Origin of the sequence: Ectothiorhodospira sp. 9100, from assembly GCF_022227565.1 — a bacterium.
In the GTDB taxonomy this organism is placed as follows: domain Bacteria; phylum Pseudomonadota; class Gammaproteobacteria; order Ectothiorhodospirales; family Ectothiorhodospiraceae; genus Ectothiorhodospira; species Ectothiorhodospira marina.
This window is the reverse complement of sequence record NZ_JAJNAN010000014.1, coordinates 1-22016: the sequence shown is the minus strand read 5'-3', so window position 1 is coordinate 22016 and position 22016 is coordinate 1. Positions and strand designations below refer to the sequence as shown.

Annotated in this window: 21 protein-coding genes and 1 tRNA gene; 13 read left to right on the top strand and 9 right to left on the bottom strand. The window is 63.4% G+C overall.

What is annotated here, in order from left to right:
* Positions 1-53: 53 nt before the first annotated feature.
* The 5 genes from rpoZ to LPW29_RS06320 all read right to left on the bottom strand — a co-directional run bounded on the left by rpoZ (position 54) and on the right by LPW29_RS06320 (position 3958).
* Positions 54-314, bottom strand: a complete 261-nt coding sequence (gene rpoZ, locus LPW29_RS06340) for a DNA-directed RNA polymerase subunit omega (protein WP_090252486.1) — start codon at positions 312-314, stop codon at positions 54-56.
* A 41-nt stretch (positions 315-355) separates the two neighbouring features.
* Entirely contained in the window at positions 356-988 is a 633-nt protein-coding gene (gene gmk, locus LPW29_RS06335) for a guanylate kinase (RefSeq protein ID WP_238627318.1), read from the bottom strand.
* Between the two features lie 91 nt (positions 989-1079).
* Positions 1080-2138 (bottom strand): ParM/StbA family protein, encoded by a 1059-nt coding sequence (locus LPW29_RS06330; protein ID WP_090252482.1) that lies wholly within the window; start codon positions 2136-2138, stop codon positions 1080-1082.
* A 200-nt stretch (positions 2139-2338) separates the two neighbouring features.
* A complete protein-coding gene (locus LPW29_RS06325; RefSeq protein ID WP_238627317.1) occupies positions 2339-3349 on the bottom strand; it encodes a class 1 fructose-bisphosphatase in 1011 nt (336 codons plus the stop codon).
* A gap of 168 nt (positions 3350-3517) precedes the next feature.
* On the bottom strand, positions 3518-3958 hold the full coding sequence (locus tag LPW29_RS06320) for a DUF4399 domain-containing protein (protein WP_370642820.1): 441 nt from the start codon (positions 3956-3958) through the stop codon (positions 3518-3520).
* A 214-nt stretch (positions 3959-4172) separates the two neighbouring features.
* Between LPW29_RS06320 and LPW29_RS06315 the strand changes: the two genes are divergently transcribed.
* Together LPW29_RS06315 and sohB are read left to right on the top strand one after the other, a co-directional pair.
* On the top strand, positions 4173-5207 hold the full coding sequence (locus LPW29_RS06315) for an alpha/beta fold hydrolase (RefSeq protein ID WP_090252475.1): 1035 nt from the start codon (positions 4173-4175) through the stop codon (positions 5205-5207).
* A 15-nt stretch (positions 5208-5222) separates the two neighbouring features.
* On the top strand, positions 5223-6233 hold the full coding sequence (gene sohB / locus LPW29_RS06310; RefSeq protein ID WP_238627316.1) for a protease SohB: 1011 nt from the start codon (positions 5223-5225) through the stop codon (positions 6231-6233).
* Between the two features lie 475 nt (positions 6234-6708).
* Here the strand turns inward: sohB and LPW29_RS06305 are convergent.
* Together LPW29_RS06305 and ispB are read right to left on the bottom strand one after the other, a co-directional pair.
* A tRNA-Pro gene (locus LPW29_RS06305) sits at positions 6709-6785 on the bottom strand.
* Positions 6786-6883: 98 nt separating this feature from the next.
* Positions 6884-7852 carry an octaprenyl diphosphate synthase gene (gene ispB / locus LPW29_RS06300; RefSeq protein WP_238627315.1) on the bottom strand — a complete coding sequence of 323 codons (969 nt, stop codon included), beginning with the start codon at positions 7850-7852 and terminating at the stop codon, positions 6884-6886.
* 168 nt (positions 7853-8020) lie between these two features.
* On the opposite strand from ispB, the gene rplU reads away from it, so the two are divergent.
* The 4 genes from rplU (at position 8021) to proB (ending at position 10898) form a co-directional block, all read left to right on the top strand.
* Complete coding sequence (gene rplU, locus LPW29_RS06295; protein ID WP_090252467.1) at positions 8021-8332, top strand: 50S ribosomal protein L21; 312 nt, start codon at positions 8021-8023, stop codon at positions 8330-8332.
* A gap of 20 nt (positions 8333-8352) precedes the next feature.
* Positions 8353-8610 (top strand): 50S ribosomal protein L27, encoded by a 258-nt coding sequence (gene rpmA, locus LPW29_RS06290; RefSeq protein ID WP_025282991.1) that lies wholly within the window; start codon positions 8353-8355, stop codon positions 8608-8610.
* A gap of 154 nt (positions 8611-8764) precedes the next feature.
* On the top strand, positions 8765-9787 hold the full coding sequence (gene cgtA, locus LPW29_RS06285; protein ID WP_090252464.1) for an Obg family GTPase CgtA: 1023 nt from the start codon (positions 8765-8767) through the stop codon (positions 9785-9787).
* Entirely contained in the window at positions 9771-10898 is a 1128-nt protein-coding gene (gene proB / locus LPW29_RS06280) for a glutamate 5-kinase (protein WP_238627314.1), read from the top strand. The genes cgtA and proB overlap by 17 nt, the downstream gene beginning before the upstream one ends.
* 247 nt (positions 10899-11145) lie before the next feature.
* On the opposite strand, the gene LPW29_RS06275 is transcribed toward proB, so the two are convergent.
* On the bottom strand, positions 11146-11619 hold the full coding sequence (locus tag LPW29_RS06275; protein WP_238627352.1) for a DsrE family protein: 474 nt from the start codon (positions 11617-11619) through the stop codon (positions 11146-11148).
* A gap of 271 nt (positions 11620-11890) precedes the next feature.
* On the opposite strand from LPW29_RS06275, the gene rpsT reads away from it, so the two are divergent.
* The 7 genes from rpsT (at position 11891) to ispH (ending at position 19874) form a co-directional block, all read left to right on the top strand.
* Positions 11891-12151: a 30S ribosomal protein S20 gene (rpsT, locus tag LPW29_RS06270; RefSeq protein WP_025282995.1), complete on the top strand. Its 261-nt coding sequence runs from the start codon at positions 11891-11893 to the stop codon at positions 12149-12151.
* Positions 12152-12292: 141 nt separating this feature from the next.
* The gene (gene murJ, locus LPW29_RS06265) at positions 12293-13846 is read left to right on the top strand and encodes a murein biosynthesis integral membrane protein MurJ (protein WP_238627313.1); all 1554 of its coding nucleotides are present in this window, start codon (positions 12293-12295) and stop codon (positions 13844-13846) included.
* Between the two features lie 73 nt (positions 13847-13919).
* On the top strand, positions 13920-14873 hold the full coding sequence (gene ribF / locus LPW29_RS06260; protein WP_238627312.1) for a bifunctional riboflavin kinase/FAD synthetase: 954 nt from the start codon (positions 13920-13922) through the stop codon (positions 14871-14873).
* A gap of 16 nt (positions 14874-14889) precedes the next feature.
* Positions 14890-17712: an isoleucine--tRNA ligase gene (gene ileS / locus LPW29_RS06255; RefSeq protein WP_238627311.1), complete on the top strand. Its 2823-nt coding sequence runs from the start codon at positions 14890-14892 to the stop codon at positions 17710-17712.
* A gap of 192 nt (positions 17713-17904) precedes the next feature.
* Positions 17905-18381, top strand: a complete 477-nt coding sequence (gene lspA / locus LPW29_RS06250; protein WP_238627310.1) for a signal peptidase II — start codon at positions 17905-17907, stop codon at positions 18379-18381.
* Complete coding sequence (locus LPW29_RS06245) at positions 18378-18815, top strand: FKBP-type peptidyl-prolyl cis-trans isomerase (RefSeq protein ID WP_238627309.1); 438 nt, start codon at positions 18378-18380, stop codon at positions 18813-18815. Before lspA ends, LPW29_RS06245 begins: the two co-directional genes overlap by 4 nt.
* Before the next feature lie 123 nt (positions 18816-18938).
* Positions 18939-19874 (top strand): 4-hydroxy-3-methylbut-2-enyl diphosphate reductase, encoded by a 936-nt coding sequence (ispH, locus tag LPW29_RS06240; protein ID WP_238627308.1) that lies wholly within the window; start codon positions 18939-18941, stop codon positions 19872-19874.
* A gap of 81 nt (positions 19875-19955) precedes the next feature.
* Here the strand turns inward: ispH and LPW29_RS06235 are convergent, their stop codons facing one another.
* On the bottom strand, positions 19956-21545 hold the full coding sequence (locus tag LPW29_RS06235; protein ID WP_238627307.1) for an ABC-F family ATPase: 1590 nt from the start codon (positions 21543-21545) through the stop codon (positions 19956-19958).
* Between the last annotated feature and the right edge of the window lie 471 nt (positions 21546-22016).

Here is a 22016-nt window from a genome sequence, read left to right as displayed (position 1 = left end):
ATGCTTGCGGGCCTGTCTTGCCCGCGGATCCCGATGAGGATCCGCACGGGGGACTAGATCTCCGTTCGCACCTCCTCTTCGCTCACCTGGGAGGGGTCGGCATGCTCCCGAGCCACCACTTCATCCAGCACTTCGGGGCCTACCAGGCCTTCGGCGATCTCGCGCAGGGCCAGCACGGTGGGCTTGTCATTTTCCCAATCCAGATGGGCATGGGCACCGCCAGCCAGTTGCCGGGCGCGCTTGGCAGCGACCAGCACCAGGTGGAAGCGGTTGTCCATATTGTCCAGGCAATCTTCAACGGTAACGCGGGCCATGGTGGGCGCAACTCCTGATTCATTCGGAAAAACGGTTAATACTAGGGGTTTGCTTCCCCGGATGCCAGCAAATCACGCAACAGCGCCTCATGGCGATGCCGTTGCGGGCGGGTATGCAGGCGGTTGGCGGTGAAGATGGCGACCAGTTCCGCCAGGGCCCGATCGAAGTCGTCGTTCACCACCAGATAATCGTATTCGTCAAAGTGGCTAATTTCTTTGACAGCTTCTCCCAGGCGCCGTTCGATGACGGATTCGCTATCCTTGCCCCGGGTGTGCAGTCGCCGCCGTAATTCGTCACGGGAAGGCGGTACGATGAACACCGACTGACAACCGGGCATCAGGCGTCGCACCTGCTGCGCCCCCTGCCAGTCGATCTCCAGGATCACATCAAGCCCCTGCTCCAGTTCCTCCTCCACAGCCGCCCGGGACGTACCGTAGTAATGATCGAAGACCCGGGCATGCTCCAGAAAGGCGCCATCCTCGATCATGCCCAGAAACTGCTCGGCGTTCACAAAGTGATAGTGCTGCCCATCCACCTCCCCGTCACGAGGCTGTCGGGTGGTATGGGACACGGACACCACGAGGCTGGATCGGGCCCTGAGCAGGGCGGCCACCAGCGAGGTCTTGCCCGCCCCCGAGGGGGCGGAAACGATATAAAGGGTTCCCCTGATCAAGGGTCGGATCTCCAGCCAATATGCAACGGGCCCCTAGGTTAACCCAATGACCGGTCCGCGTGCAGGCGCGCTAACGGCCCGCCGGCAACAGTCAGGCCTTGGCACCGTCATCTTCCGAGGGGTCCTCGCTGGCCCGCTCTCCCATGCCGGCCTGCAGCGCATTGTAACGGGCCCAGGCATGAAACCCGCGGGCATTGGCGGTAATGGGTTCATCCACGGTTCGGGCATGGGGGATCATCTCGCGCAGATAGCGGGACATGACCTGACCACCCCCACCCGTGATCAGCACAAAGGGATAGTCATCCACCTGCCACAGGGAGTTGATCTCCACCAGCAACTTGGTGGCCAGATCCTGAAATACCTGATCGCGCAGACCGGTGATATCCACCTTGCGCCCGGAGACATTCAGTTCCCCTTCAATGATGGCCTCATCCAGGGTGTAGGTCTCCCGCTCCAGACCGTACCTGGCGTTGAGCAGGTCGGCGATTTCATCATATCCATGGGAGATGCCGATGGGCACGGTGCGGCTGAAGGCGGGGGCATATTCGCCATCCACAATGGTGGCGAAGTCACTGGTCCGGAAGCCCACATCAATGATGCCCACGCGGCCATCCAGCATGGGGCTGTCCTCGCGCAGATTGCCCCGGTCATCCAGTACCATGGACCAGAAGGTGCCGACGGGCTGGGGTACCACGTCGATGCGATCCAGACGCACGCTGTAAGCATGGCGCTGATTGCCGACGCGCCGGATCACCTCGTGATCTCCCTGCAGGCGCCGTACCAGGTCGTCGGCCATGTGCATGCGTCCCGGCGGCAGGCCGGTGACCACGAAGAAGCTGTTGAGGCTGTCCTTGCAATACAGCGCCAGCGTGCCCAGGCAGAGGATGAGGATGTCATCCCCCTCGGCGCGGGTGGAAGAAAGTCCCCGGTAGGCGATACGCGAGTGACGGATGGCCAGATCCCCCAGGAAATACTCCCGCCCGCCCACGGAGATACGCAAATCCTCCGTCGGTGGCGGCCGCTTGAAGCCCAGGGACATGGGCGCCTGGGTACCGGCCTCGCCCACCACACTGGGGAAGACATAGCCGTTTTGACCGTCCTCCGCCTTGATATAGCCGTAGCCCATGTCCAGCCCGATACAGCGATCCATGATGTCGTCCCCTTTTGGATGGAGTTGAGTGGGTGGGTGATTCAGTCCGGATGTGGGCGTATTACAGACCCTTCGGCCCTGGTTTGGCAAACACGCCGTTCGTAATGCCACGGATTCATTCATCACGGGATCCAGGCGCTTCAACGTACAAGGCCCGGCAATGCCGGGCCTTGTACGTTACGACAGCCCTTGGGGCCATCTTACTCCTGGTGATAACCGGTGACCCGATCCACTTCATTGCGCGACCCCAGGATCACGGGGACGCGTTGATGAATGTCCTGCGGGCTCAAGGCCATCATGCGCTCCCGCCCGGTGGTACACGCGCCGCCTGCCTGCTCGATCAGGAAGGCCATGGGGTTGGCCTCGTACATCAGACGCAACTTGCCGCCCTGTCCCTTCGCCTGGATCTTGGAATCCAGGGGGTACATGAACACCCCGCCGCGGGTCAGGATGCGATGCACCTCGGCCACCATGGAGGCGATCCAGCGCATGTTGAAATCCTTGTCCCGGGCGCCGTCCTTGCCCTCCAGGCATTCGCCGATGTAGCGCTTCACGGGTTGCTCCCAGAAGCGCATGTTGGAGGTGTTGATGGCGAATTCCTGGGTGTCTTCCGGGATCTGCACGTTGGAATGGGTGAGCAGGAACTCGCCGAAATCACGGTCCAGGGTGAACATATTGGTGCCGGTGCCCGTGGTCAGCACCATCATGGTGGAGGGTCCGTACACACAGTAGCCGGCAGCCACCTGCTCCGTGCCGGGCTTGAGGAAGTCTTCCTTGCTGGGGTTACGCACACCGGCCGGCGCCTTGAGGATGGAGAAGATGGTCCCCACCGAGACGTTCACATCGATATTGGAGGACCCGTCCAGGGGGTCGAACAGCACCAGGTACTTGCCCCGCGGCGCGTCCTCCGGCAGATGGTAGACATCATCCATCTCCTCGGAGGCCAGGGCCGCCACGTGGCCGTTATGGGCCAGGGCCTCGATGAAGATCTCATTGGTGATCACGTCCAGCTTCTTCTGCTCTTCTCCCTGTACGTTCTGGGTGTTGGCGGTGCCCAGCACCCCCACCAGATCGCCCTTGTTGACCAGGTCAGAGATCTTCTTGCAGGCCACTGAGATGTCGTTGAGCAGGCCGGTGAACTCCCCGGTGGCCCCCTCGAACTGACGCTGGGTCTCGATAATGAAGTTGGTAAGCGTGGTGCCGATATGCATGTTGCCGTTTTCCTATGGTGGTGTTGAAAGATCCTGACGCGGCCATCGTTGTTGTGGTGTCTGCCGGAGGACTCCGGGGGCCACGCATCACTGATGGGTATACTAACAGAACCTTTTGTCACCTCCCATGACGGGAGGGGGCTTTAGCCCCTCTCCCTGCGAAAGCACCTACTCCACCGTGATCGTGATCTGCTCGGACACCACCGGCGGATCAAAACTGGCATGCCGGTAATCCATGAACAACAACTGCAACGTATGTGTGCCAGACTCCAGGTCCAGCTCTGCCTCCGTCTGGCCGCCACCGAAGTGCACCGTCTGATCCGAGAAAGGCAGCGGCGTATCCAGGTTCACCTCATCCAGATCCGTGTTGATCAGCAGGTGATGATGGCCCGTATTGGAACGCTCCACACCTGCCGGGGCAATCCCCGCCCCCTTGAGCCCCATGCGCACCATCACCGGCGAACTGACGGTCTCCCCATCCGACGGCGTAATGAAATACACCTGCGCACCCTCTGGCGGTGCCGAACGATCGAGATCCGCCTGGACAACCCCCAGGGGCAAGCCTGCTGCGATCGTCAGGGTGGCCGCTGCACGGAATATCATGTTCATCACACGCCTCCTTACAATGATTTTGAGTCGCTCAATACACCCAGCTTCCCGACTATAGCACCAGGAATAGACCTTCGCGGATCCCCGCGCCAGAAGTGTCGCGCCGCTTGATCGACATGGCCAAACTCCAGATACTCACAGACACATTCAGGATTTCCGCCGTCGCCCAGAGGTGACGGCAGCCACACATCCACTTGATCGGGAGTACCCCACCATGTTCAGACCCATCTCAATCGAGCCGCTTGCGGCGGCGACCGCCACCCTGCCCAGCCATCCAACGATCCATCTGTCCGAGGCCGCCACCGACAGCGCCGCAGGCAAGGCCCAGGCACCCGCCTACACCCTGCCTCCGGCCCTCACGGGTGAGCGCCGCACCCTGCAGAGCAAGGCAGGCAGTCTGTGCTACTACCACGCCGCGCCCGGCAGTCAGGAACAGCGCACCGATGTCCCCCTGCTGCTGATTCATAGCGTGAATGCGGCCGGCTCCGCTTATGAAGTCAAGCCACTTTACGATCACTATGCCAAGTGGCGTCCGGTGTATGCCCTGGAACTACCCGGCTTCGGCGGCTCCGACCGTAGCGACCGGGCCTACACGCCCCGCCTGATGACCGATGCCGTCCATGCCATGGTGGAGGAGATCCGCCGCCTGCACGGCGAAGGCAAGGTGGACGCCATCGCCCTTTCCCTGGGCTCGGAGTTCCTGGCCCGCGCCGCCCACGAATCCTCCGACGCCTTCCGCAGCATCGGCCTGGTGAGCCCCACCGGCTTCAAGGGGACCGGCCGTCTGGACGGCCCGGCAGAGAGCACTCGCGGCATGCCCTGGCTGCACAACTTCTTCGTGCGCGCCCCCTGGAGCCAGGGGCTATTCAACGCCCTCACCAAGCGCAGCGTGATCCGCTACTTCCTCAACAAGGCCTGGGGCTCCAAGGACATCGACCTGGGGCTGCTGGAATACAGCGTGGCCACCACCCGCCAGCCCGGCGCCAAGAATGCCCCCTACCACTTCCTGGCCGGCAACCTGTTCAGCGCTGACATCACCACCATCTACGAATCCCTGAAGCTGCCGGTGTTCATGGTGCATGGCGAGCGGGGCGACTTCGTGGACTTCAAGGGCAAGTCGGTGGTGGCCAAGCGCCCCAACTGGCTCATCTACGAGATGCCCACCGGTGCCCTGCCCTATTTTGAAATGCCCGAGTCCTTCGTGGCCGAATACGAGGCCTTTCTGCAGAACCAGGTGATGAAGGCGTAAGGTGGATTCCCTCTGATGGAATTCATCTACGATCTCGCCCTCTTCCTGGCCAAGGCACTGACCATCGTGGTGGCCATCCTGGTGGTGCTGGGCAGTCTTGCCAGCACCGCCGCCAATGCCCGGGAACGCGGCCAGGACTCACTTAATGTGCGTCGCCTCAACGACCGCTACCAGCACATGGAGAACACCCTGAAACGGCGCTTCGCGGCGCCCAGGGGGTGGGCTGCACGCCTCAAGCGTCTGCGCGGTGGCGACAAGGGAAAGAGCGCACTGGCCCCGTCCCCGGATCCTGACCGGGCCCGGGTGTTCGTGCTGAAGTTTCACGGCGACATCCGGGCCTCCCATGTGGAGAGCCTGCGCGAGGAGGTGTCCACAGTGCTCACCCAGGCCCGTCCGGACCTGGATCATGTGGTGGTCTGCGTGGAAAGCGGCGGCGGGATGGTGCCCCACTATGGCCTGGCGGCCTCGCAACTGGTGCGGCTGCGTGATGCCGGGCTGAAGGTCACGGTCTGCGTGGACCGGGTGGCCGCCAGCGGCGGCTACCTGATGGCCGCCGTGGCTCATCGCATCGTGGCCGCCCCTTTCGCCATCGTCGGCTCCATCGGCGTGGTGGCGCAGTTGCCCAACTTCCACCGCTGGCTCAAGCGTCGCAACGTGGATGTCGAGTTGCTCACCGCCGGCGAATACAAGCGCACCCTCACGGTACTGGGCCGCAACACCGCCGAGGGTCGGGCCAAGTTCCAGGAGGACCTGGAAGAGACCCACACCCTGTTCAAGACCTTCCTGTCCCGTTATCGCCCGTCCCTGGACATGGACCAGGTGGGCACCGGGGAGCACTGGTACGGCGAACAGGCCCGCCCCCTGGGGCTGGTGGACGAACTGGGCACCAGCGACGATGTGCTGATGAAGCTGGCCCGGGAGCATGATCTGTACGAGATCACCTACAAGCGCCGCCAGAGCCTGGGCAAACGCATGGGCACGGCGATGGAGAGCATCACCGAGCGCCTGCTGGGGGGGCGTGGGTAGTCTGGGGCACACCGCCCCTCACCCCAACCCCTCTCCCCGAAGGTGAGAGGGGCTTCAAACAGAAGACTTGCTCCCTTCTCCCCGAAGGTGAGAGGGGCTTCAAACAGAAGACTTGCTCCCTTCTCCCCGAAGGCTGAGAGGGGCTTCAAACAGAAGACTTGCTCCCTTCTCCCCGAAGGGTGAGAGGGGCTTCAAACAGAAGACTTGCTCCCTTCTCCCCGCGGGGGAGAAGGGCCGGGGATGAGGGGGTGAACGAAGCCCGGATAGTGACCAGTCTCCCTGGTGCCGGGGGCCGGTGCGCGGGTTTCAGCCGCAGGAAGCGGCTGCAAAGCCTACAGGGAAGTATTCACGGCGTCCCGCGCACCGGCCCCCGGCACCAGGGAGACACCACCCCCAGCACCCACCCCAGGCACCCACCCCAGGCACCTGCCAAAAAAAACGCCACGAAGGACGACCCCCGTGGCGTTTTTCGATCTGGTCGGAGTGAAAGGATTCGAACCTTCGACCCCCGCCTCCCGAAGGCGGTGCTCTACCAGGCTGAGCTACACTCCGATTGACTGCGGGATTGACCGTCCCGACAGGGTGCGTATTGTGCTACGAAGACTCCGGAAAGTCCAACCCCGCACGACCCCACCAATCCCGAAATACGCTCAGTACACCCGCCCCACGGAAAAACGTGCCAGCGATGCCATGGCATCCCGATAGGGGCTTTCAGGCAATACCGACAGGGCCTCGATGGCATTGTCCGCTTCCTGCTCCGCCATCTTGCGGGTGTACTCGATGGAATCCGTCGCCTGAATGGCCGCCAGCACCCGCTCGGCATAATCACGGCCCCCCTTCTCGATGGCCTCGCGCACCAGGGCCGCGTCCGCCTCGTTACCCACACGCATGGCGTGGATCAACGGCAGCGTCGGCTTGCCCTCAGCCAGGTCATCGCCCATGTTCTTGCCCATCTCGTCGCGCTCACCACTGTAATCCAGCACATCATCAATGAGCTGGAAGGCCGTGCCCAGGTGCATGCCATAAGCCGCCAGCCCCTGGATCACCGCCTCGGGCTGCTCAGCCAGCACAGGACCCACCCGCCCAGCAGCATCGAAGAGCTTGGCCGTCTTGGACTGGATCACATGCATATAGCGTTCTTCGGTGGTGTCCGCATCATGGCAGTTGAGCAACTGCATCACCTCACCCTCGGCCACCGTGCTGGTGGTGTGGGAAAGAATCTCCATGATGCGCATGTTGCCGATCTCCACCATCATCTCGAAGGAGCGGGAATAGAGGAAATCGCCCACCAGCACACTGGCCTCGTTGCCGAAGCGCGCATTGGCGGTCTCCCGCCCGCGGCGCATCTCCGAGGCGTCCACCACGTCATCATGCAGCAGGGTGGCGGTGTGGATGAATTCAATCACGGCAGCCAGTTCGATGTGCTGCGCGCCCCGATAGCCGCAGGCCCCGGAAGACAACAGCACCAGCATCGGACGCAGGCGCTTGCCGCCACTACTGATGATGTAGTGGCCCAACTGGTTGATGAGCACCACGGGGGACTGCAGACGCCGACAAATGCAGTCGTCCACCGCCTTCATGTCGTCGGCGATCAGGTCGCGAATCTGGTCAAGGTCCATGGACGGAATTTGATCACTAAGGGAGGGAGCCTCGGGCATGCTAGGAATGGAGTGGTTGAGTGTCAAGGCGTATCCCTGAGTTTGCGTGTCTTTCTATTTGACCACCGCTTGCGGCGCAGGTAAACTTCCGCGTCTTTGGATTGAAGACCTTTTCGGAGAACATCAAAGATGTACGCGGTTATCGCTACCGGTGGCAAGCAGTACCGGGTTGCCCAGGGTGAAAAGCTCCGGGTCGAGAAGCTCGACGCGGAGGAAGGCGCCTCTGTGGAATTCGACAACGTCCTGCTGGTCGGCAGCGGCGAAGACATCAAGGTGGGTGCGCCCTACGTGGAAGGCGGCAAAGTGACCGCGACCATCAAGTCCCACGGGCGCGGCGAAAAGGTGGAGATCATCAAGTTCCGCCGTCGCAAGCACTCCCGCAAGCAGATGGGGCACCGCCAGCACTACACCGAGCTGGAAATCACTTCCATCGCCGGCTGATAGGCAAGAGGTAACAGCAAATGGCACATAAGAAGGCAGGCGGCAGTACCCGTAACGGCCGCGACTCAGAAAGCAAACGTCTTGGCGTGAAGCGCTTTGGTGGCCAGGCCGTGATCGCCGGCAACATCATCGTTCGTCAGCGTGGCACCCAGTTCCACCCCGGCCTGAATGTGGGCTGCGGCAAGGATCACACCCTGTTCGCCAAGGCGGACGGCAAGGTGGTATTCGAAACCAAGGGGCCCAAGGGCCGCAAGTACGTGAGCGTACTCGCCGCCTGATTGCCGGCCACAATCGGCAGCAAGGACTCCAAAGCCCCGGCCTTCCGGGGCTTTTTTAATGCCCCCAGGCCCCGCACGGGACCGGGGTGTCGCTTTGCCCCCGGGCGACGTATCCTGAGAAGGCGCCCACCACCCCGGAACAAGAAGCCACCCCATGAAATTCGTTGATGAAGCCACCATCAAGGTCAAGGCCGGCGACGGCGGCAACGGCTGCGTAAGCTTTCGCCGGGAGAAGTATGTGCCGTTCGGCGGCCCGGACGGCGGCGACGGGGGCGATGGGGGATCCGTCTACCTGGTGGCCACCCACGACCTGAACACGCTGGCGGATTTTCGCTTCCAGCGCCACTTCGAGGCCGGGCGCGGCGAAAATGGCCGGGGCCGCAACATGACCGGTCACGCCGGGGAAGACCTGGAAGTGGAGGTGCCGGTGGGCACCCTGGCCTTCGACGCCCAGACCGATGAGTTGATCGGCGACCTGGTGGACCATGGCCAGAAGCTATTGGTCGCCCAGGGCGGCTTCCACGGCCTGGGCAACACCCGCTACAAGAGCTCCGTGAACCGGGCGCCCCGCCAGTCCAAGCCGGGCACCCCGGGAGAACTGCGCCAGTTGCGCCTGGAACTGAAGGTCCTGGCCGACGTGGGCCTGCTGGGACTGCCCAACGCGGGCAAATCCACCCTGATCTCCAAGGTATCCGGCGCGCGCCCCAAGGTGGCCGATTACCCCTTTACCACCCTGCACCCCAACCTGGGCGTGGTCCGCGTGGGCCCCCTGCAGAGCTTCGTGATGGCCGACATCCCCGGTCTCATCGAGGGGGCGGCCGAGGGGGCGGGGCTGGGCATCCAGTTCCTCAAGCATCTGTCCCGCAACCGCCTGCTGCTGCACCTGGTGGATATTGAGCCGCCCGATCCCGAGCAGGCACCTGAGCAGGCGGTCCGCGTGATCGAACAGGAGATGGCGCAGTTCGACCCACAGCTTCTGGAGCGCCCCCGCTGGCTGGTGATCAACAAGGTGGACCTGGTCTCGCCCGATGAACGCGAGGCACGCTGCCAGGCCATCATCCAGGCCCTGGACTGGAAGGCGCCCGTCTTTTATATCTCCGCCGTCACCGGCGAAGGCACGGACACCCTCACACAACAGGTCATGAGACACCTGGAAGCGCATGACAGTGACACGTGAAGCACTGGGCAAGTCCCGCCGCTGGGTCGTCAAGATCGGCTCGGCGCTGATCACCAACGACGGCCAGGGCCTGGACATGCAGGCCCTGGCCGGGTGGGCCGATCAATTGGCCCGACTGAGCCGCGCCGGCCACGAGATCATCCTGGTATCCTCCGGCGCGGTGGCCGAGGGGATGACGCGCCTGGGCTGGAGCGAGCGACCATCGGCCCTGTATGAACTGCAAGCCGCCGCCGCCGTGGGGCAGATGGGCCTGGTGCAAGCCTATGAGAGTCATTTCCAGAAACATGGGCTGCATGCCGCCCAGGTTCTGCTCACCCATGATGACCTGGCCGACCGGCGACGGTATCTGAACGCCCGCAGCACCTTGCGCACCCTACTGCGCATGCACGCCATCCCGGTGGTAAACGAGAACGATACCGTCGCCACCGAGGAGATCCGCTTTGGCGACAACGACACCCTGGCGGCCCTGGTGTGCAATCTGGTGGAGGCCTCCTTGCTGGTGATCCTCACCGACCAGAACGGCCTGTACGACCGGGATCCGCGCACCTTCCAGGATGCCCGACTGGTCTCGGAGGGTCTGGCCTCGGACCCGAGCCTGCTGCGCCTGGTGGCCCCCACCTTCGGTCGATTGGGCAGCGGCGGCATGGCCACCAAGCTCACGGCCGCGGCCCGTGCCGCCCGCTCCGGCACCCATACCCTGATCGCTTCGGGGCGCACCTCCGGGGTGCTGGAACGCGTCGCCGCGGGCGAGGATCTGGGCACCTTGCTGCGTCCTGACCGGGAACCCCTGGCGGCACGCAAGCAGTGGATCGCCGGGCAACTGGTCTCACGCGGGGAGTTGCTGCTGGATGCCGGTGCCGCACGGGTGATCCGTGAGGCGGGCCGCAGTCTGCTGCCGGTGGGTGTCACCCACGTGAAGGGCCGGTTCTCCCGTGGCGAGGTGGTCACTTGTCTGGACCCGGATGGGCGCCCGGTGGCCCGGGGCCTGGTGAACTACGCCGCCGACGAGGCCCGCCGCATCATGGGGCGGCGAGGTGATGAGCTCGAATCCATCCTGGGGTATGTGGATGAGCCGGAGCTCATTCATCGGGATAATCTGGTGGTGTTGTGATCGACGTGACTGGCTACGGGGGTAGCGGCCCTGTCGAGTGCCGGAGGTCTGTTGGCGGGACGCCTGAATACATCCCTGTAGGCTCTGCAGCCTCTTCCTGCGGCTGAAGCCCGCCAACAGACCTCCGGCACCCGACAGGGCCTTGATGCATTGGGAACAGCCGACCAGGAGATGGCTGACTGACCTTCGCGGAGCCTTGATGCATACCCGGAAGTCTGCCAGCTCGGCGTTCGACCTTTGGCCGGGACTACTCGATCTTGATGTAGGCAAACCCCTTCGTGTTCTGCAGTTCGGCCAGGCGCACCACGCCTGAGGGCACCATGGAGACCCCTTCGTAGAGTTCATCCTCCGGCAGATCCAGGGCCGAGCGGGTGATGTCGCACAGTTCCACCTTCACCCCATGCATGGAGATCAGGGAACTCAACCGCCCGCGCAGGTTGTCACGCTCCTCGGCGAGGGTATCGTCCTCGGCAAAGGGGGAATCCTCCAGGGGATCGTCGGTCAGGAAGCGGATGCCGTGGGAGACGGCGACGATGCGGATGTCATGATCCATCAGTTCATTCTCGTAGTGCACTGCCATGTTGTTGATGCTCGTGAGCATGGCGCTGAACCGGCGGGGATCGGAAAAGTCCGCATGATAGACCACGCGGGCCGCCGGATCGGAGGCGGTGGCCAGAGAGGGCATCCCCAGCCAAGCCAGGCTGATCAGAAGCCAGACCATGGGCAGGATCTGCCATCGGCGTCTCGCCTTGGCACGGGGCCGGTGGGTGTAGGCGCGCATTTCATCCGTCTCAGATGGGGTCATGACCTGTCCTCCTTTGGTGTGTCCCGACGTTTCTTGTGGGGCCGGGTGGGGGCAAGAGTGTCAGGGTTATTGCGATGGATCAATCTGCGGCGCAGCAAGGCCGCTCAGGAATGCCTTGACATCCCACCCACCTCCATGCAAGATTGCCGGCTTTTCCGGAACTGACCCGAATTTTCAGGAGATTACCTTGGCCAACATCGCCTCAGCTCGCAAGCGTGCCCGCCAGAGCGAAAAGAATCGCCAGCACAACATGGCCGCGCGTTCGCGCTTTCGCACTGCCATCAAGAAGGTGCTGAAGGCTGTAAAAGCAGGTGACAAGGACACCGCCACCAGCGCCTACCAGGCCGCTGTGCCGGTCATCGACAAGTCCGTCTCCAAGGGTGTCCTGCACCGCAACAAGGCCGCGCGTCACAAGAGCCGCCTGAATGCGCGGGTGCGGGCACTGTAATCGACCTGACTCCCTTCTCCCCTTGGGGGAGAAGGGCTCGAGAAAATGGGGACAGACACCTTTTCTCCATGACGATATACCTGTAAACCCGGTCACTCCGGGTTTTTTTGTGCCCGGCAACCCACGAGTTCGCGCCAACCCATGAGCCGACTGCTCAAGTCCACCGCTGTCGTCAGCGCCATGACCCTGGTGTCGCGGCTGTTTGGCTATCTACGGGACATGGTGCTGGCGGTCAGTTTTGGGGCCAGCGGGGCCACCGACGCCTTTTTCGTTGCCTTTCGCATCCCCAACTTCCTGCGCAGGCTGTTTGCCGAAGGAGCCTTCTCCCAGGCCTTTGTGCCCGTGTTCGCTGAATTCCGTGAACAGCGCGGCCAGAAGGCACTGAAGGACCTGGTGGACCACGTCAGCGGCGCCCTCACCCTGGTGCTGTTCATCACCACCCTTCTCGGGGTGATTGCCGCGCCCCTCTTGATCAGCGTCTTTGCCCCGGGGTTCCACGGGGAGGATGGCCGTCATGCCCTGGCCACCGACATGCTGCGCATCACCTTTCCTTACCTGTTGTTCATTTCGCTCACCGCCATGGCCGGGGGCATTCTCAACAGCCTGGGACGGTTTGCAGTGCCCGCCTTCACTCCGGTGTTCCTGAACCTGTCGCTCATCGCCGCTGCCGTCTGGGGTGCGCCGCATTTCCAGGAACCAGTGATGGCCCTGGCCTGGGGAGTGTTCGTGGCCGGCGCGGTGCAACTGGCCTTCCAGGTCCCCTTCCTGATGCACCATGGGCTGATGCCCCGGCCCCGACTGCGACGTACCCACGAGGGCGTGAAGCGCATCGCCAAGCTCATGCTACCCGCCATCTTCGGTACCTCGGTGGTTCAGATCAACCTACTGGTGGACACACTGATCGCATCCTTTCTTGCCACCGGCTCCATCACCTGGCTGTATTTTTCCGACCGTTTCGTGGAACTGCCCCTGGCCCTGTTCGGCATCGCCATCGGCACGGTGATTCTGCCTCGCCTCTCCGGAGAATATGCCCGCAAGGACCCGCAAGCCTTCGGCAGGACACTGGACTGGGCGCTGCGCCTGTCCCTGCTCATCGCCCTGCCCTCGGCCCTGGGCCTGATCCTGCTCGCCGCCCCCATCCTCGCGGCCCTGATCCAGTATCAGGAGTTCCTGGAGAGTGACACCCGCATGGCCGCCCTGTCGCTGATGGCCTACGCCGTGGGGCTACCCGCCTTCATCCTCATCAAGATCCTGGCGCCCGGATACTTTTCCCGCCAGGACACCAAAACCCCCGTGAAGGTGGCGGTGATCGCCATGGTGGCCAACATGGCGTTGAACGTGGCCATTGTGGTGCCCTGGGTGTGGATGGGCTGGCCCGGCCCCCATGCTGGCCTGGCGCTGGCCACCTCGCTGTCGGCCTACCTCAATGCCGGACTGCTCTACCGCGGGCTGCGCCGTGACGGCATCCTGATGATCCTGCCCGGCTGGCCGGGCCTGTGGTGGCGTATGCTATTGGCAAGTGGCCTTTTGACCCTGCTCTTGTTGCTGATGCTGCCGGAACTGAGCCAGTGGAGCGAATGGCCGGCGCTGACACGGGTCAGCGCCCTGCTGGGCCTGATCGCCCTGGGCGGTGGCGCCTATGGACTCACTCTGCTGGCCACCGGGGTGCGGCCCAGGACATTCCTGCTGCGGTAATTAGCAAGGGGGCACCAACCCTGTAAACGCGCCCCCCCCCCCACGTATAATCGAGGCTTTTGCGGCCAATCCCATGGAACTGATTCGCGGTGCCCACAACTTGAGGCCCCGGCACCGGGGCTCGGTGGCCACCATCGGCAACTTCGACGGTGTGCACTTGGGGCACCAGGCGGTGCTCGGGCAGTTGGCCGAAAAGGGGGCCGAACGGGGCCTGCCCACCGTGGCGGTCACCTTCGAGCCTCTGCCACGGGAGTATTTTCTGGGTGAGCGCTCGCCGGCCCGGCTGCAGCGCTTCCGCGACAAACTGCTGGCCATGCGCCGTTTTTCCGTGGACCGGCTGCTGTGCCTGAACTTCAACCCGGCCCTGGCCGGCATGAGCGCCCAGGACTTCATCCGGGAACTGCTGGTGGAGCGCCTGGGCGTGCGCCACCTGGTGGTGGGGGACGACTTCCGCTTTGGCAAGGACCGCGCCGGCACCTTTGAAACCCTGCGCGAGGCCGGGCGGGTGCATGGTTTCGATGTGGCGCACATGCACACCTTCCATATCGACGGCGCCCGGGTCAGCAGCACCCGCATCCGTGGTGCCCTGGCCCAAGGCTGCATGGACGAGGCGGAAAAACTCCTGGGCCGCCCGTATCGCATCAACGGGCGTGTCGCCCATGGCGACAAGAAGGGCCACCAACTGGGCTTCCCCACCGCCAATCTGCGCCTGGGCCCCTGCCCCATGGCGATACGTGGCGTATTTGCCGTGGAGGCATTCGGCCTCCCCGGCGAGCCGGTGCAGGGCGTGGCCAACGCCGGCACCCGCCCCACGGTGGGGGGCGTCCAGAACCGCCTGGAGGTGCATTTGTTCGACACGAATGCCAACCTCTATGGAAAACACCTGCATGTGGACCTGCTCCATCGCCTGCGGGATGAACAACGCTTCACCTCCCTGGATGAACTGCGCGCGCAGATCGCCCGGGACGTGGATCATGCCCGTGCATTTTTTCAGGGGCGGCCCAGCGACGAGCGCGCGCCGGACTGAATCGAGGATTTCCAGCTTGACCGACTATAAAGACACCCTGAATCTGCCCAAGACCGACTTCCCCATGCGCGGCAACCTGGCCAAGCGCGAGCCGGAGATGCTCGCTGCCTGGGAACGGGAGGGTCTGTACCAACAGATCCGCCAGGCCAGCACGGGTCGACCCCGCTTTGTGCTGGCCGATGGCCCGCCCTATGCCAACGGGGATATTCACATCGGCCATGCGGTGAACAAGATCCTCAAGGATGTCATCGTCAAGAGCCGCACCCTGGCGGGCTACGATGCCCCCTATGTACCCGGCTGGGACTGCCACGGCCTGCCCATTGAACTGCAGGTGGAACGCAGCCAGGGCAAGGCCGGCAAGGGCGCGGATGCCCGCACCTTCCGCGAGGCCTGTCGCCACTACGCCCAGGACCAGGTCAACCGTCAGCGCCAGGACTTCAAGCGCCTGGGCGTGCTGGGGGACTGGGAACATCCCTACCTGACCATGGACTACGCGGTAGAGGCCGACATCATGCGCGCCCTGGGCCGCATCATCGACCGTGGTCACGTGATCCAGGGCAACAAGCCGGTGCACTGGTGCGTGGACTGCGGTTCCGCCCTGGCCGAGGCCGAGGTGGAATACGAGGACAAGACCTCCCCGGCCATCGACGTGCGCTTCCGTGTCCTGGACGACGAGGACCTGCTCAGACGTATGCATGTGGATGGTGATGCCGGCAGCGGCCCCATCAGCGTGGTCATCTGGACCACCACCCCCTGGACCCTGCCCGCCAACCAGGCCGTGGCCCTGAACGGGGAGCTGGAGTATGCCCTGGTGGCCGTGAACGACGAGCGCCTGCTGGTGGCTACCGAACTGGTGAACAACCTCATGCAGCGCTACGGCCTGGAGGGGCAGCACGTCATCGGCCACGCCCAGGGTGCAGCCCTGGAAGGCCTGCTGCTACAGCACCCCTTCTACGACCGTCAGGTCCCCGTGATTCTGGGTGAGCACGTGAACCTGGAGGCGGGTACCGGCGCGGTGCATACGGCCCCGGGTCACGGTCAGGACGACTACATCGTGGGTCGCCGCTATGACCTGCCGGTGGAAAACCCGGTGGGCGGCGACGGGCGCTTCCTGCCCTCCACCGAACTCTTTGGCGGGCTGAACGTGACCGAGGCCAATGGCCGCATCCTGGAAGTGCTCAAGGAGCGTGGCGCCCTGGTGCATGTGGAAAAACTGCGCCACAGCTACCCCCATTGCTGGCGCCACAAGACCCCCATCATCTTCCGGGCCACCTCCCAGTGGTTCATCAGCATGGACAAGGCGGAACTGCGCGAGGGCGCCCTGCGGGCCATCGAACAGGTGCAATGGGTGCCCGACTGGGGACGCGCCCGCATTGAGGGCATGGTGGCCAACCGCCCGGACTGGTGCATCTCCCGGCAACGCAACTGGGGGGTGCCCATTCCCCTGTTCATCCACAAGGAGACCGGCGCACTGCACCCGGACACCCAGGCCCTGATTGAGGCCGTGGCCAAAAAGGTGGAAGAGGAAGGCATCGAGGCCTGGTTTGCGCTGGACCCCAAGGAACTGCTGGGTGAAGACGCCGAACACTTTGAAAAACTGAATGACACCCTGGATGTGTGGTTCGATTCGGGCGTGACCCACACCACGGTGACCGAACGCCGTCCTGGCCTGGGCCTGCCGGCTGACCTGTATCTGGAGGGCTCCGACCAGCACCGGGGCTGGTTCCAGTCGTCCCTGCTCACCTCCGTGGCCATGCGCGGTACCGCGCCCTACAAAGCGGTGCTCACCCACGGCTTCACCGTGGATGCCCAGGGCCAGAAGATGTCCAAGTCCAAGGGCAACGTGGTGGCCCCGCAGAAGGTGATGGACACCCTGGGGGCCGACATCCTGCGCCTGTGGGTGGCGGCTACCGACTTCAGTGGCGAGATGGCCGTCTCCGACGAGATCCTCAAACGCACTGCCGATGCCTATCGGCGCATGCGCAACACCGCCCGGTTCCTGCTGGCCAACCTCAATGGCTTCGACCCGACCACCGACCTGCTGCCCGCCGAGCGCATGCTGCCCCTGGACCGCTGGGCCGTGGACCAGGCCCTGCAGGTGCAGCAGCATGTCATCCGCGCCTACGAGCACTACCAGTTCCACCAGATCTACCAGCGGGTGCATAACTTCTGCTCGGTGGAGATGGGCAGTTTCTACCTGGACGTGATCAAGGACCGTCAGTACACCACCCAGGCGGACAGCCGCGCGCGCCGTTCGGCGCAGACGGCCATGTACCACATCATCGAGGCCATGACCCGCTGGCTGACCCCCATCCTCTCCTTCACCGGCGAGGAGATCTGGCAGCAGATCCCCGGCGAGCGCAACGCCTCGGTGCTGCTCAACACCTGGTATGACGGCCTCTTCCCCCTGCAGGACGATGCGCCCCTGGGTGTGGAGGACTGGCGACGGGTGCTGGAGGTCCGTCAGTGCGTGAGCCGTGAGCTGGAAAAACTGCGCAACGAAGGCGGCATTGGTGCCTCCCTGGATGCCGAGGTGGATCTGTACTGCGATGCCGGGCTGCAGGAGATCCTGACCCGCCTGGGGGATGAACTGCGGTTCGTGCTGATCACCTCCTATGCCCGGGTGCATGCCCTGGGCCAGGCACCCGCCACGGCCGTGGCCTCCGCCCTGCCCGATGGCACCGCCCTGGCCATCCGCGCCCTGCGCTGTGAACATGCCAAGTGCCCGCGCTGCTGGCATCACCGGGAAGATGTGGGCACCAGCGCCGAGCATCCGGAGCTGTGCGGGCGCTGTGTAGAGAACGTAGCGGGCGAGGGTGAGCAGCGGGCATTTGCCTGATTGGGGCCTCCGCCCACCCTCACCCCAACCCCTCTCCCGCCAGCGGGAGAGGGGCTCACATCCCTGCCACCTTCCGAAGGCTCAGGGGCGGACAAACTCCCTTCTCCCCTCTGGGGAGAAGGGCTGGGGATGAGGGAGACGAAGCCACCCCACCCACCACCACAACCTCAGTCAAACAGAGACCCGAACAATATGCTCAAATGGCTATGGCTCTCCCTCGGCGTGATCCTCCTGGATCAGGTCACCAAACGCATCGCCGAGTACCAGCTGGTGCAGTTCGCCCCCATGGAGATCCTGCCCTTCCTGAACCTGGCCCTGGTATACAACCAGGGCGCCGCCTTCAGCTTTCTCAGTGATGCCGGGGGCTGGCAACGCTGGTTCTTCACGACACTGGCCGTGGTCGTCAGCGGGGTGATCATCTGGTGGCTGCGTCAACTCAAGCGGGACGAGACCAGCACCGCCGTCAGCCTGGCGCTGATCCTGGGCGGCGCCATCGGCAACGTGATCGACCGGGTCTGGCACGGGCACGTGATCGACTTCTTCGACCTCCATTACGCCGGCTACCACTGGCCCACCTTCAACATCGCCGATAGCGCCATCACCGTGGGCGCCGTGATCCTCATCATCACCAGCCTCATACCCGCCCCTCGCGGGACACAGAAGTCATGATCACCGCCGGCAGCCGGGTACGGATGCATTACACCATCACCCTGGAAAACGGCCAAGTGGCCGATAGCACCCGGGAAGATCCGGTCGAACCGGTGGAATTCACCGTCGGCCAGGGCGAGTTGCACGGCGCCCTGGAAGGACTGGTCACTGCGCTTTCAGAAGGGGAGTCCTGCACCACCACCCTGCCCCCTGAACAAGCCTTCGGCTTCGCCACGGCACAAGCGGTGCAGACCATGGAACGCAGCGATTTCCCCGAGGCCATGCCCCTGGAACCGGGCCTGCTGGTGGGCTTCGACACTCCCACGGGCGAGCAGATCCCGGGGCTGATTCGCAAGATCGAAGGGGACCGTGTGATTGTGGATTTCAATCACCCGCTGGCGGGGCATACCATCACGGTGGAGATCGAGGTGCTGTCGGTGGAAACACCGAGCTGAGCGTAACTTAAAGGGGACAGACACCTTTTTTGCCCCCAACCATGGCAGGCCCATTCGGCAGGCGTGCGCCGTTGTTGTAGGATGTTCGCCTATCCGCAACCCTCACCCTCAGGCCAGACGAACATGCATATCCTCCTCGCCAACCCCCGTGGATTCTGCGCCGGTGTCGACCGGGCCATCGAGATCGTGGAACGGGCCCTGGACCTGTTCGGCCAGCCCATCTACGTGCGTCACGAGGTGGTGCACAACCGTTACGTGGTGAACGAACTCAGGGAAAAGGGCGCCGTCTTCGTGGAGGAGCTGGACCAGGTGCCCGATGGCGCCACGGTCATCTTCAGCGCCCACGGCGTGCCTCGCAGCGTGCGGGACGAGGCCGACAGGCGCGGCCTGCGCGTCTTCGATGCCACCTGCCCGCTGGTCACCAAGGTACACATGGAGGTGGCCCGCCATGCCGTCCGGGGTGAGGAGGTCATCCTCATCGGTCATGCCGGGCATCCGGAAGTGGACGGCACCCTGGGGCAATACGATCGCAGCCACGGGGGCGAGATCTACCTGGTGGAGAACATCCAGCAGGCCCAGGAACTGGACGTCAAGGACCCGGACCATCTGGCCTACGTGACCCAGACCACCCTCTCCATGGACGACACCCAGGGCATCTTCAAGATCCTGCGGGAGCGCTTCCCCCACATCCAGGGGCAGCGCCGTGACGACATCTGCTACGCCACCCAGAACCGACAGGACGCCATCAAGTCCCTGGCCGGGGAGTGTGACCTGATCCTGGTGGTGGGCTCCCCCAACAGTTCCAATTCCAATCGCCTGCGTGAGATCGCCGAGAAGATGGGCATACAGGCCTACCTCATCGACGGCGCCGAAGACATCGACGCCCGCTGGCTCGAAGGCCGCCAGCGCATCGGCATCACCGCCGGCGCCTCCGCCCCGGAACTGCTGGTGCAGCAGGTGGTGGATCACCTCAAGCCCCTGGGCGTGGAGACCTGCGTGGAACATGAAGGGCGCAGCGAGACGGTGACGTTCTCACTGCCCAAGGCACTGCGGAGCTAAAGAGCAAAAGGGGACAGATTTATTTTCCCGCCCTGCAGGGCGGGAAAATAAATCTGTCCCCTTTTGCGTGTTACTTAAGGCTTAAACCGCCACGCCCAACTGACGCAGATAATCATCGTAGGTGCCGTTGTAGTCCGTCACGCCGTCTTCGTTCAGCTCGATGATGCGGGTTGCCAGGCTGGAGACGAACTCGCGGTCATGGCTGACGAAGATCAGCGTGCCGGGGTAGTTCTCCAGGGCCAGGTTCAGCGCCTCGATGGATTCCATATCCAGGTGGTTGGTCGGTTCGTCCATGATCATCACGTTGGGCCTTTTCAGGATCAGCTTGCCGAACAGCATCCGGCCCTGCTCGCCACCAGAAATCACCTTGACCGATTTGAAGATTTCATCGTTGGAAAACAGCATGCGGCCCAGGGTGCCGCGCACCAATTGGTCGCCGCCGGTGGTCCACTGCGCCATCCAGTCGAACAGGGTCTCGTCGTTCTTGAAGTCCTCGGCGTGTTCTTGGGCGAAATAGCCCAGATCCGCGCTTTCGGCCCATTTGACCGTGCCGGCCATCGGCGGCATTTCATTCACCAGGGTGCGCAGCAGCGTCGTCTTGCCGATACCGTTGGGGCCGATGATCGCCACGCGCTCACCGGCCTCGATTTGCAGACTCAGGTTCTTGAACAGCGTCTCGCCATCGAACCCCTGGCTGACCTTGTCGAGGGTCACGGCCTGACGGTGCAGCTTCTTGTGCTGATCAAAACGGATGAACAGGCTGACCCGACTCGAGGGCTTGACCTCATCCAGCTGGATCTTCTCGATCTGCCGGGCGCGGCTGGTGGCCTGCTTGGACTTGGAGGCGTTGGCCGAAAAGCGGCTGACGAAGGCCTGCAGCTCGGAGATCTGTGCCTTTTTCTTTGCGTTGTCAGACAGCAGACGCTCGCGGGCCTGGGTGGCGGCCGTCATGTATTCATCGTAGTTGCCGGGGAACAGGCGCAGTTCGCAAAAGTCCAGATCCGCCATGTGCGTGCAAACGCTGTTGAGAAAGTGGCGATCGTGGGAAATGATGATCATCGTGCTGTTACGCGAGGTGAGGATGCTTTCCAGCCAGCGGATGGTATTGATGTCCAGGTGGTTGGTGGGCTCGTCCAGCAGCAGCACTTCCGGATCGGAAAACAGCGCCTGGGCCAGCAGGACGCGCAGCTTCCAGCCGGGCGCGACCTCGCTCATGGGCCCGCTGTGCTGTGCCAGCGGAATCCCCAGGCCAAGCAGCAGCTCGCCGGCACGGGCTTCGGCGGTATAGCCGTCCATTTCCGCAAATTCGGTCTCCAGTTCAGCGACCTTCATGCCGTCTTCTTCGCTCATCTCCGCCAGAGAATAGATCCGGTCGCGCTCGGCACGCGCCTTCCAAAGCTCCTCGTGCCCCATGATCACGGTATCCAGCACGCTGCACTTCTCATACGCGAACTGGTCCTGGCGCAGCTTGCCCAGGCGCACATTCGGCTCAAGCATCACCTGGCCGGCGGAAGGCTCGAGATCGCCCCCCAGGATCTTCATGAAGGTGGACTTCCCCGAGCCGTTGGCGCCGATCAGGCCGTAACGGTTACCCCCGCCAAACTTGACTGACACGTTCTCGAAGAGGGGCTTGGCCCCGAACTGCATGGTGATATTGGCGGTGGAGATCAAAAGAATGTCCTGCGGGAAAAAGAGGGAGGGGGCGTTGCCGAGCGGCGAACAGGGCCCGAAAACCGGACCGATTATGGTACGGGGTCTGAGCCGTTATTGACAGGGGTGTCCGACGAGCGTAGTGCATGGGCACTGGATCATGTCCCTGGGCTCGGAGAAATCCCTGGCCGATGGGGTGAGCTACCGTGTGAGTTCTCGAAACTCTCGATAACCTGACCAGGAACCCAGCCGGGCTTGCCCAGGCGTAGTGCATAGGAACCAGTTATCCCAGCCCTCAGGACCTTCATATTCTTCACCAACAAGAAGAGAATCACCTTTTTTGAAGGTGATTGGCTCAGGAAACTCACTCTCATGTGAGCTGACAACGACATATCTCTTAGGGCTCATGCGACTCCCCTATTTTGGCTAACGCCCGCCATCACCGGCGACAAACTGGCGCGCAGCAGAGGTTTTGGCATCCGGTGCATAGCC

What these genes read in the sequence shown, in the direction of transcription:
- LPW29_RS06275 (WP_238627352.1), bottom strand. Translation starts at nt 11,619, where the DNA reads ATGGTCTGGCTTCTGATCAGCCTGGCTTGGCTGGGGATGCCCTCTCTG.
- LPW29_RS06315 (WP_090252475.1), top strand. Translation starts at nt 4,173, where the DNA reads ATGTTCAGACCCATCTCAATCGAGCCGCTTGCGGCGGCGACCGCCACC.
- LPW29_RS06320 (WP_370642820.1), bottom strand. Translation starts at nt 3,958, where the DNA reads ATGAACATGATATTCCGTGCAGCGGCCACCCTGACGATCGCAGCAGGC.
- ispB (WP_238627315.1), bottom strand. Translation starts at nt 7,852, where the DNA reads ATGGACCTTGACCAGATTCGCGACCTGATCGCCGACGACATGAAGGCG.
- sohB (WP_238627316.1), top strand. Translation starts at nt 5,223, where the DNA reads ATGGAATTCATCTACGATCTCGCCCTCTTCCTGGCCAAGGCACTGACC.
- cgtA (WP_090252464.1), top strand. Translation starts at nt 8,765, where the DNA reads ATGAAATTCGTTGATGAAGCCACCATCAAGGTCAAGGCCGGCGACGGC.
- LPW29_RS06245 (WP_238627309.1), top strand. Translation starts at nt 18,378, where the DNA reads ATGATCACCGCCGGCAGCCGGGTACGGATGCATTACACCATCACCCTG.
- LPW29_RS06330 (WP_090252482.1), bottom strand. Translation starts at nt 2,138, where the DNA reads ATGGATCGCTGTATCGGGCTGGACATGGGCTACGGCTATATCAAGGCG.
- rpmA (WP_025282991.1), top strand. Translation starts at nt 8,353, where the DNA reads ATGGCACATAAGAAGGCAGGCGGCAGTACCCGTAACGGCCGCGACTCA.
- ribF (WP_238627312.1), top strand. Translation starts at nt 13,920, where the DNA reads ATGGAACTGATTCGCGGTGCCCACAACTTGAGGCCCCGGCACCGGGGC.
- LPW29_RS06325 (WP_238627317.1), bottom strand. Translation starts at nt 3,349, where the DNA reads ATGCATATCGGCACCACGCTTACCAACTTCATTATCGAGACCCAGCGT.
- ispH (WP_238627308.1), top strand. Translation starts at nt 18,939, where the DNA reads ATGCATATCCTCCTCGCCAACCCCCGTGGATTCTGCGCCGGTGTCGAC.
- murJ (WP_238627313.1), top strand. Translation starts at nt 12,293, where the DNA reads ATGAGCCGACTGCTCAAGTCCACCGCTGTCGTCAGCGCCATGACCCTG.
- rpoZ (WP_090252486.1), bottom strand. Translation starts at nt 314, where the DNA reads ATGGCCCGCGTTACCGTTGAAGATTGCCTGGACAATATGGACAACCGC.
- proB (WP_238627314.1), top strand. Translation starts at nt 9,771, where the DNA reads ATGACAGTGACACGTGAAGCACTGGGCAAGTCCCGCCGCTGGGTCGTC.
- rplU (WP_090252467.1), top strand. Translation starts at nt 8,021, where the DNA reads ATGTACGCGGTTATCGCTACCGGTGGCAAGCAGTACCGGGTTGCCCAG.
- lspA (WP_238627310.1), top strand. Translation starts at nt 17,905, where the DNA reads ATGCTCAAATGGCTATGGCTCTCCCTCGGCGTGATCCTCCTGGATCAG.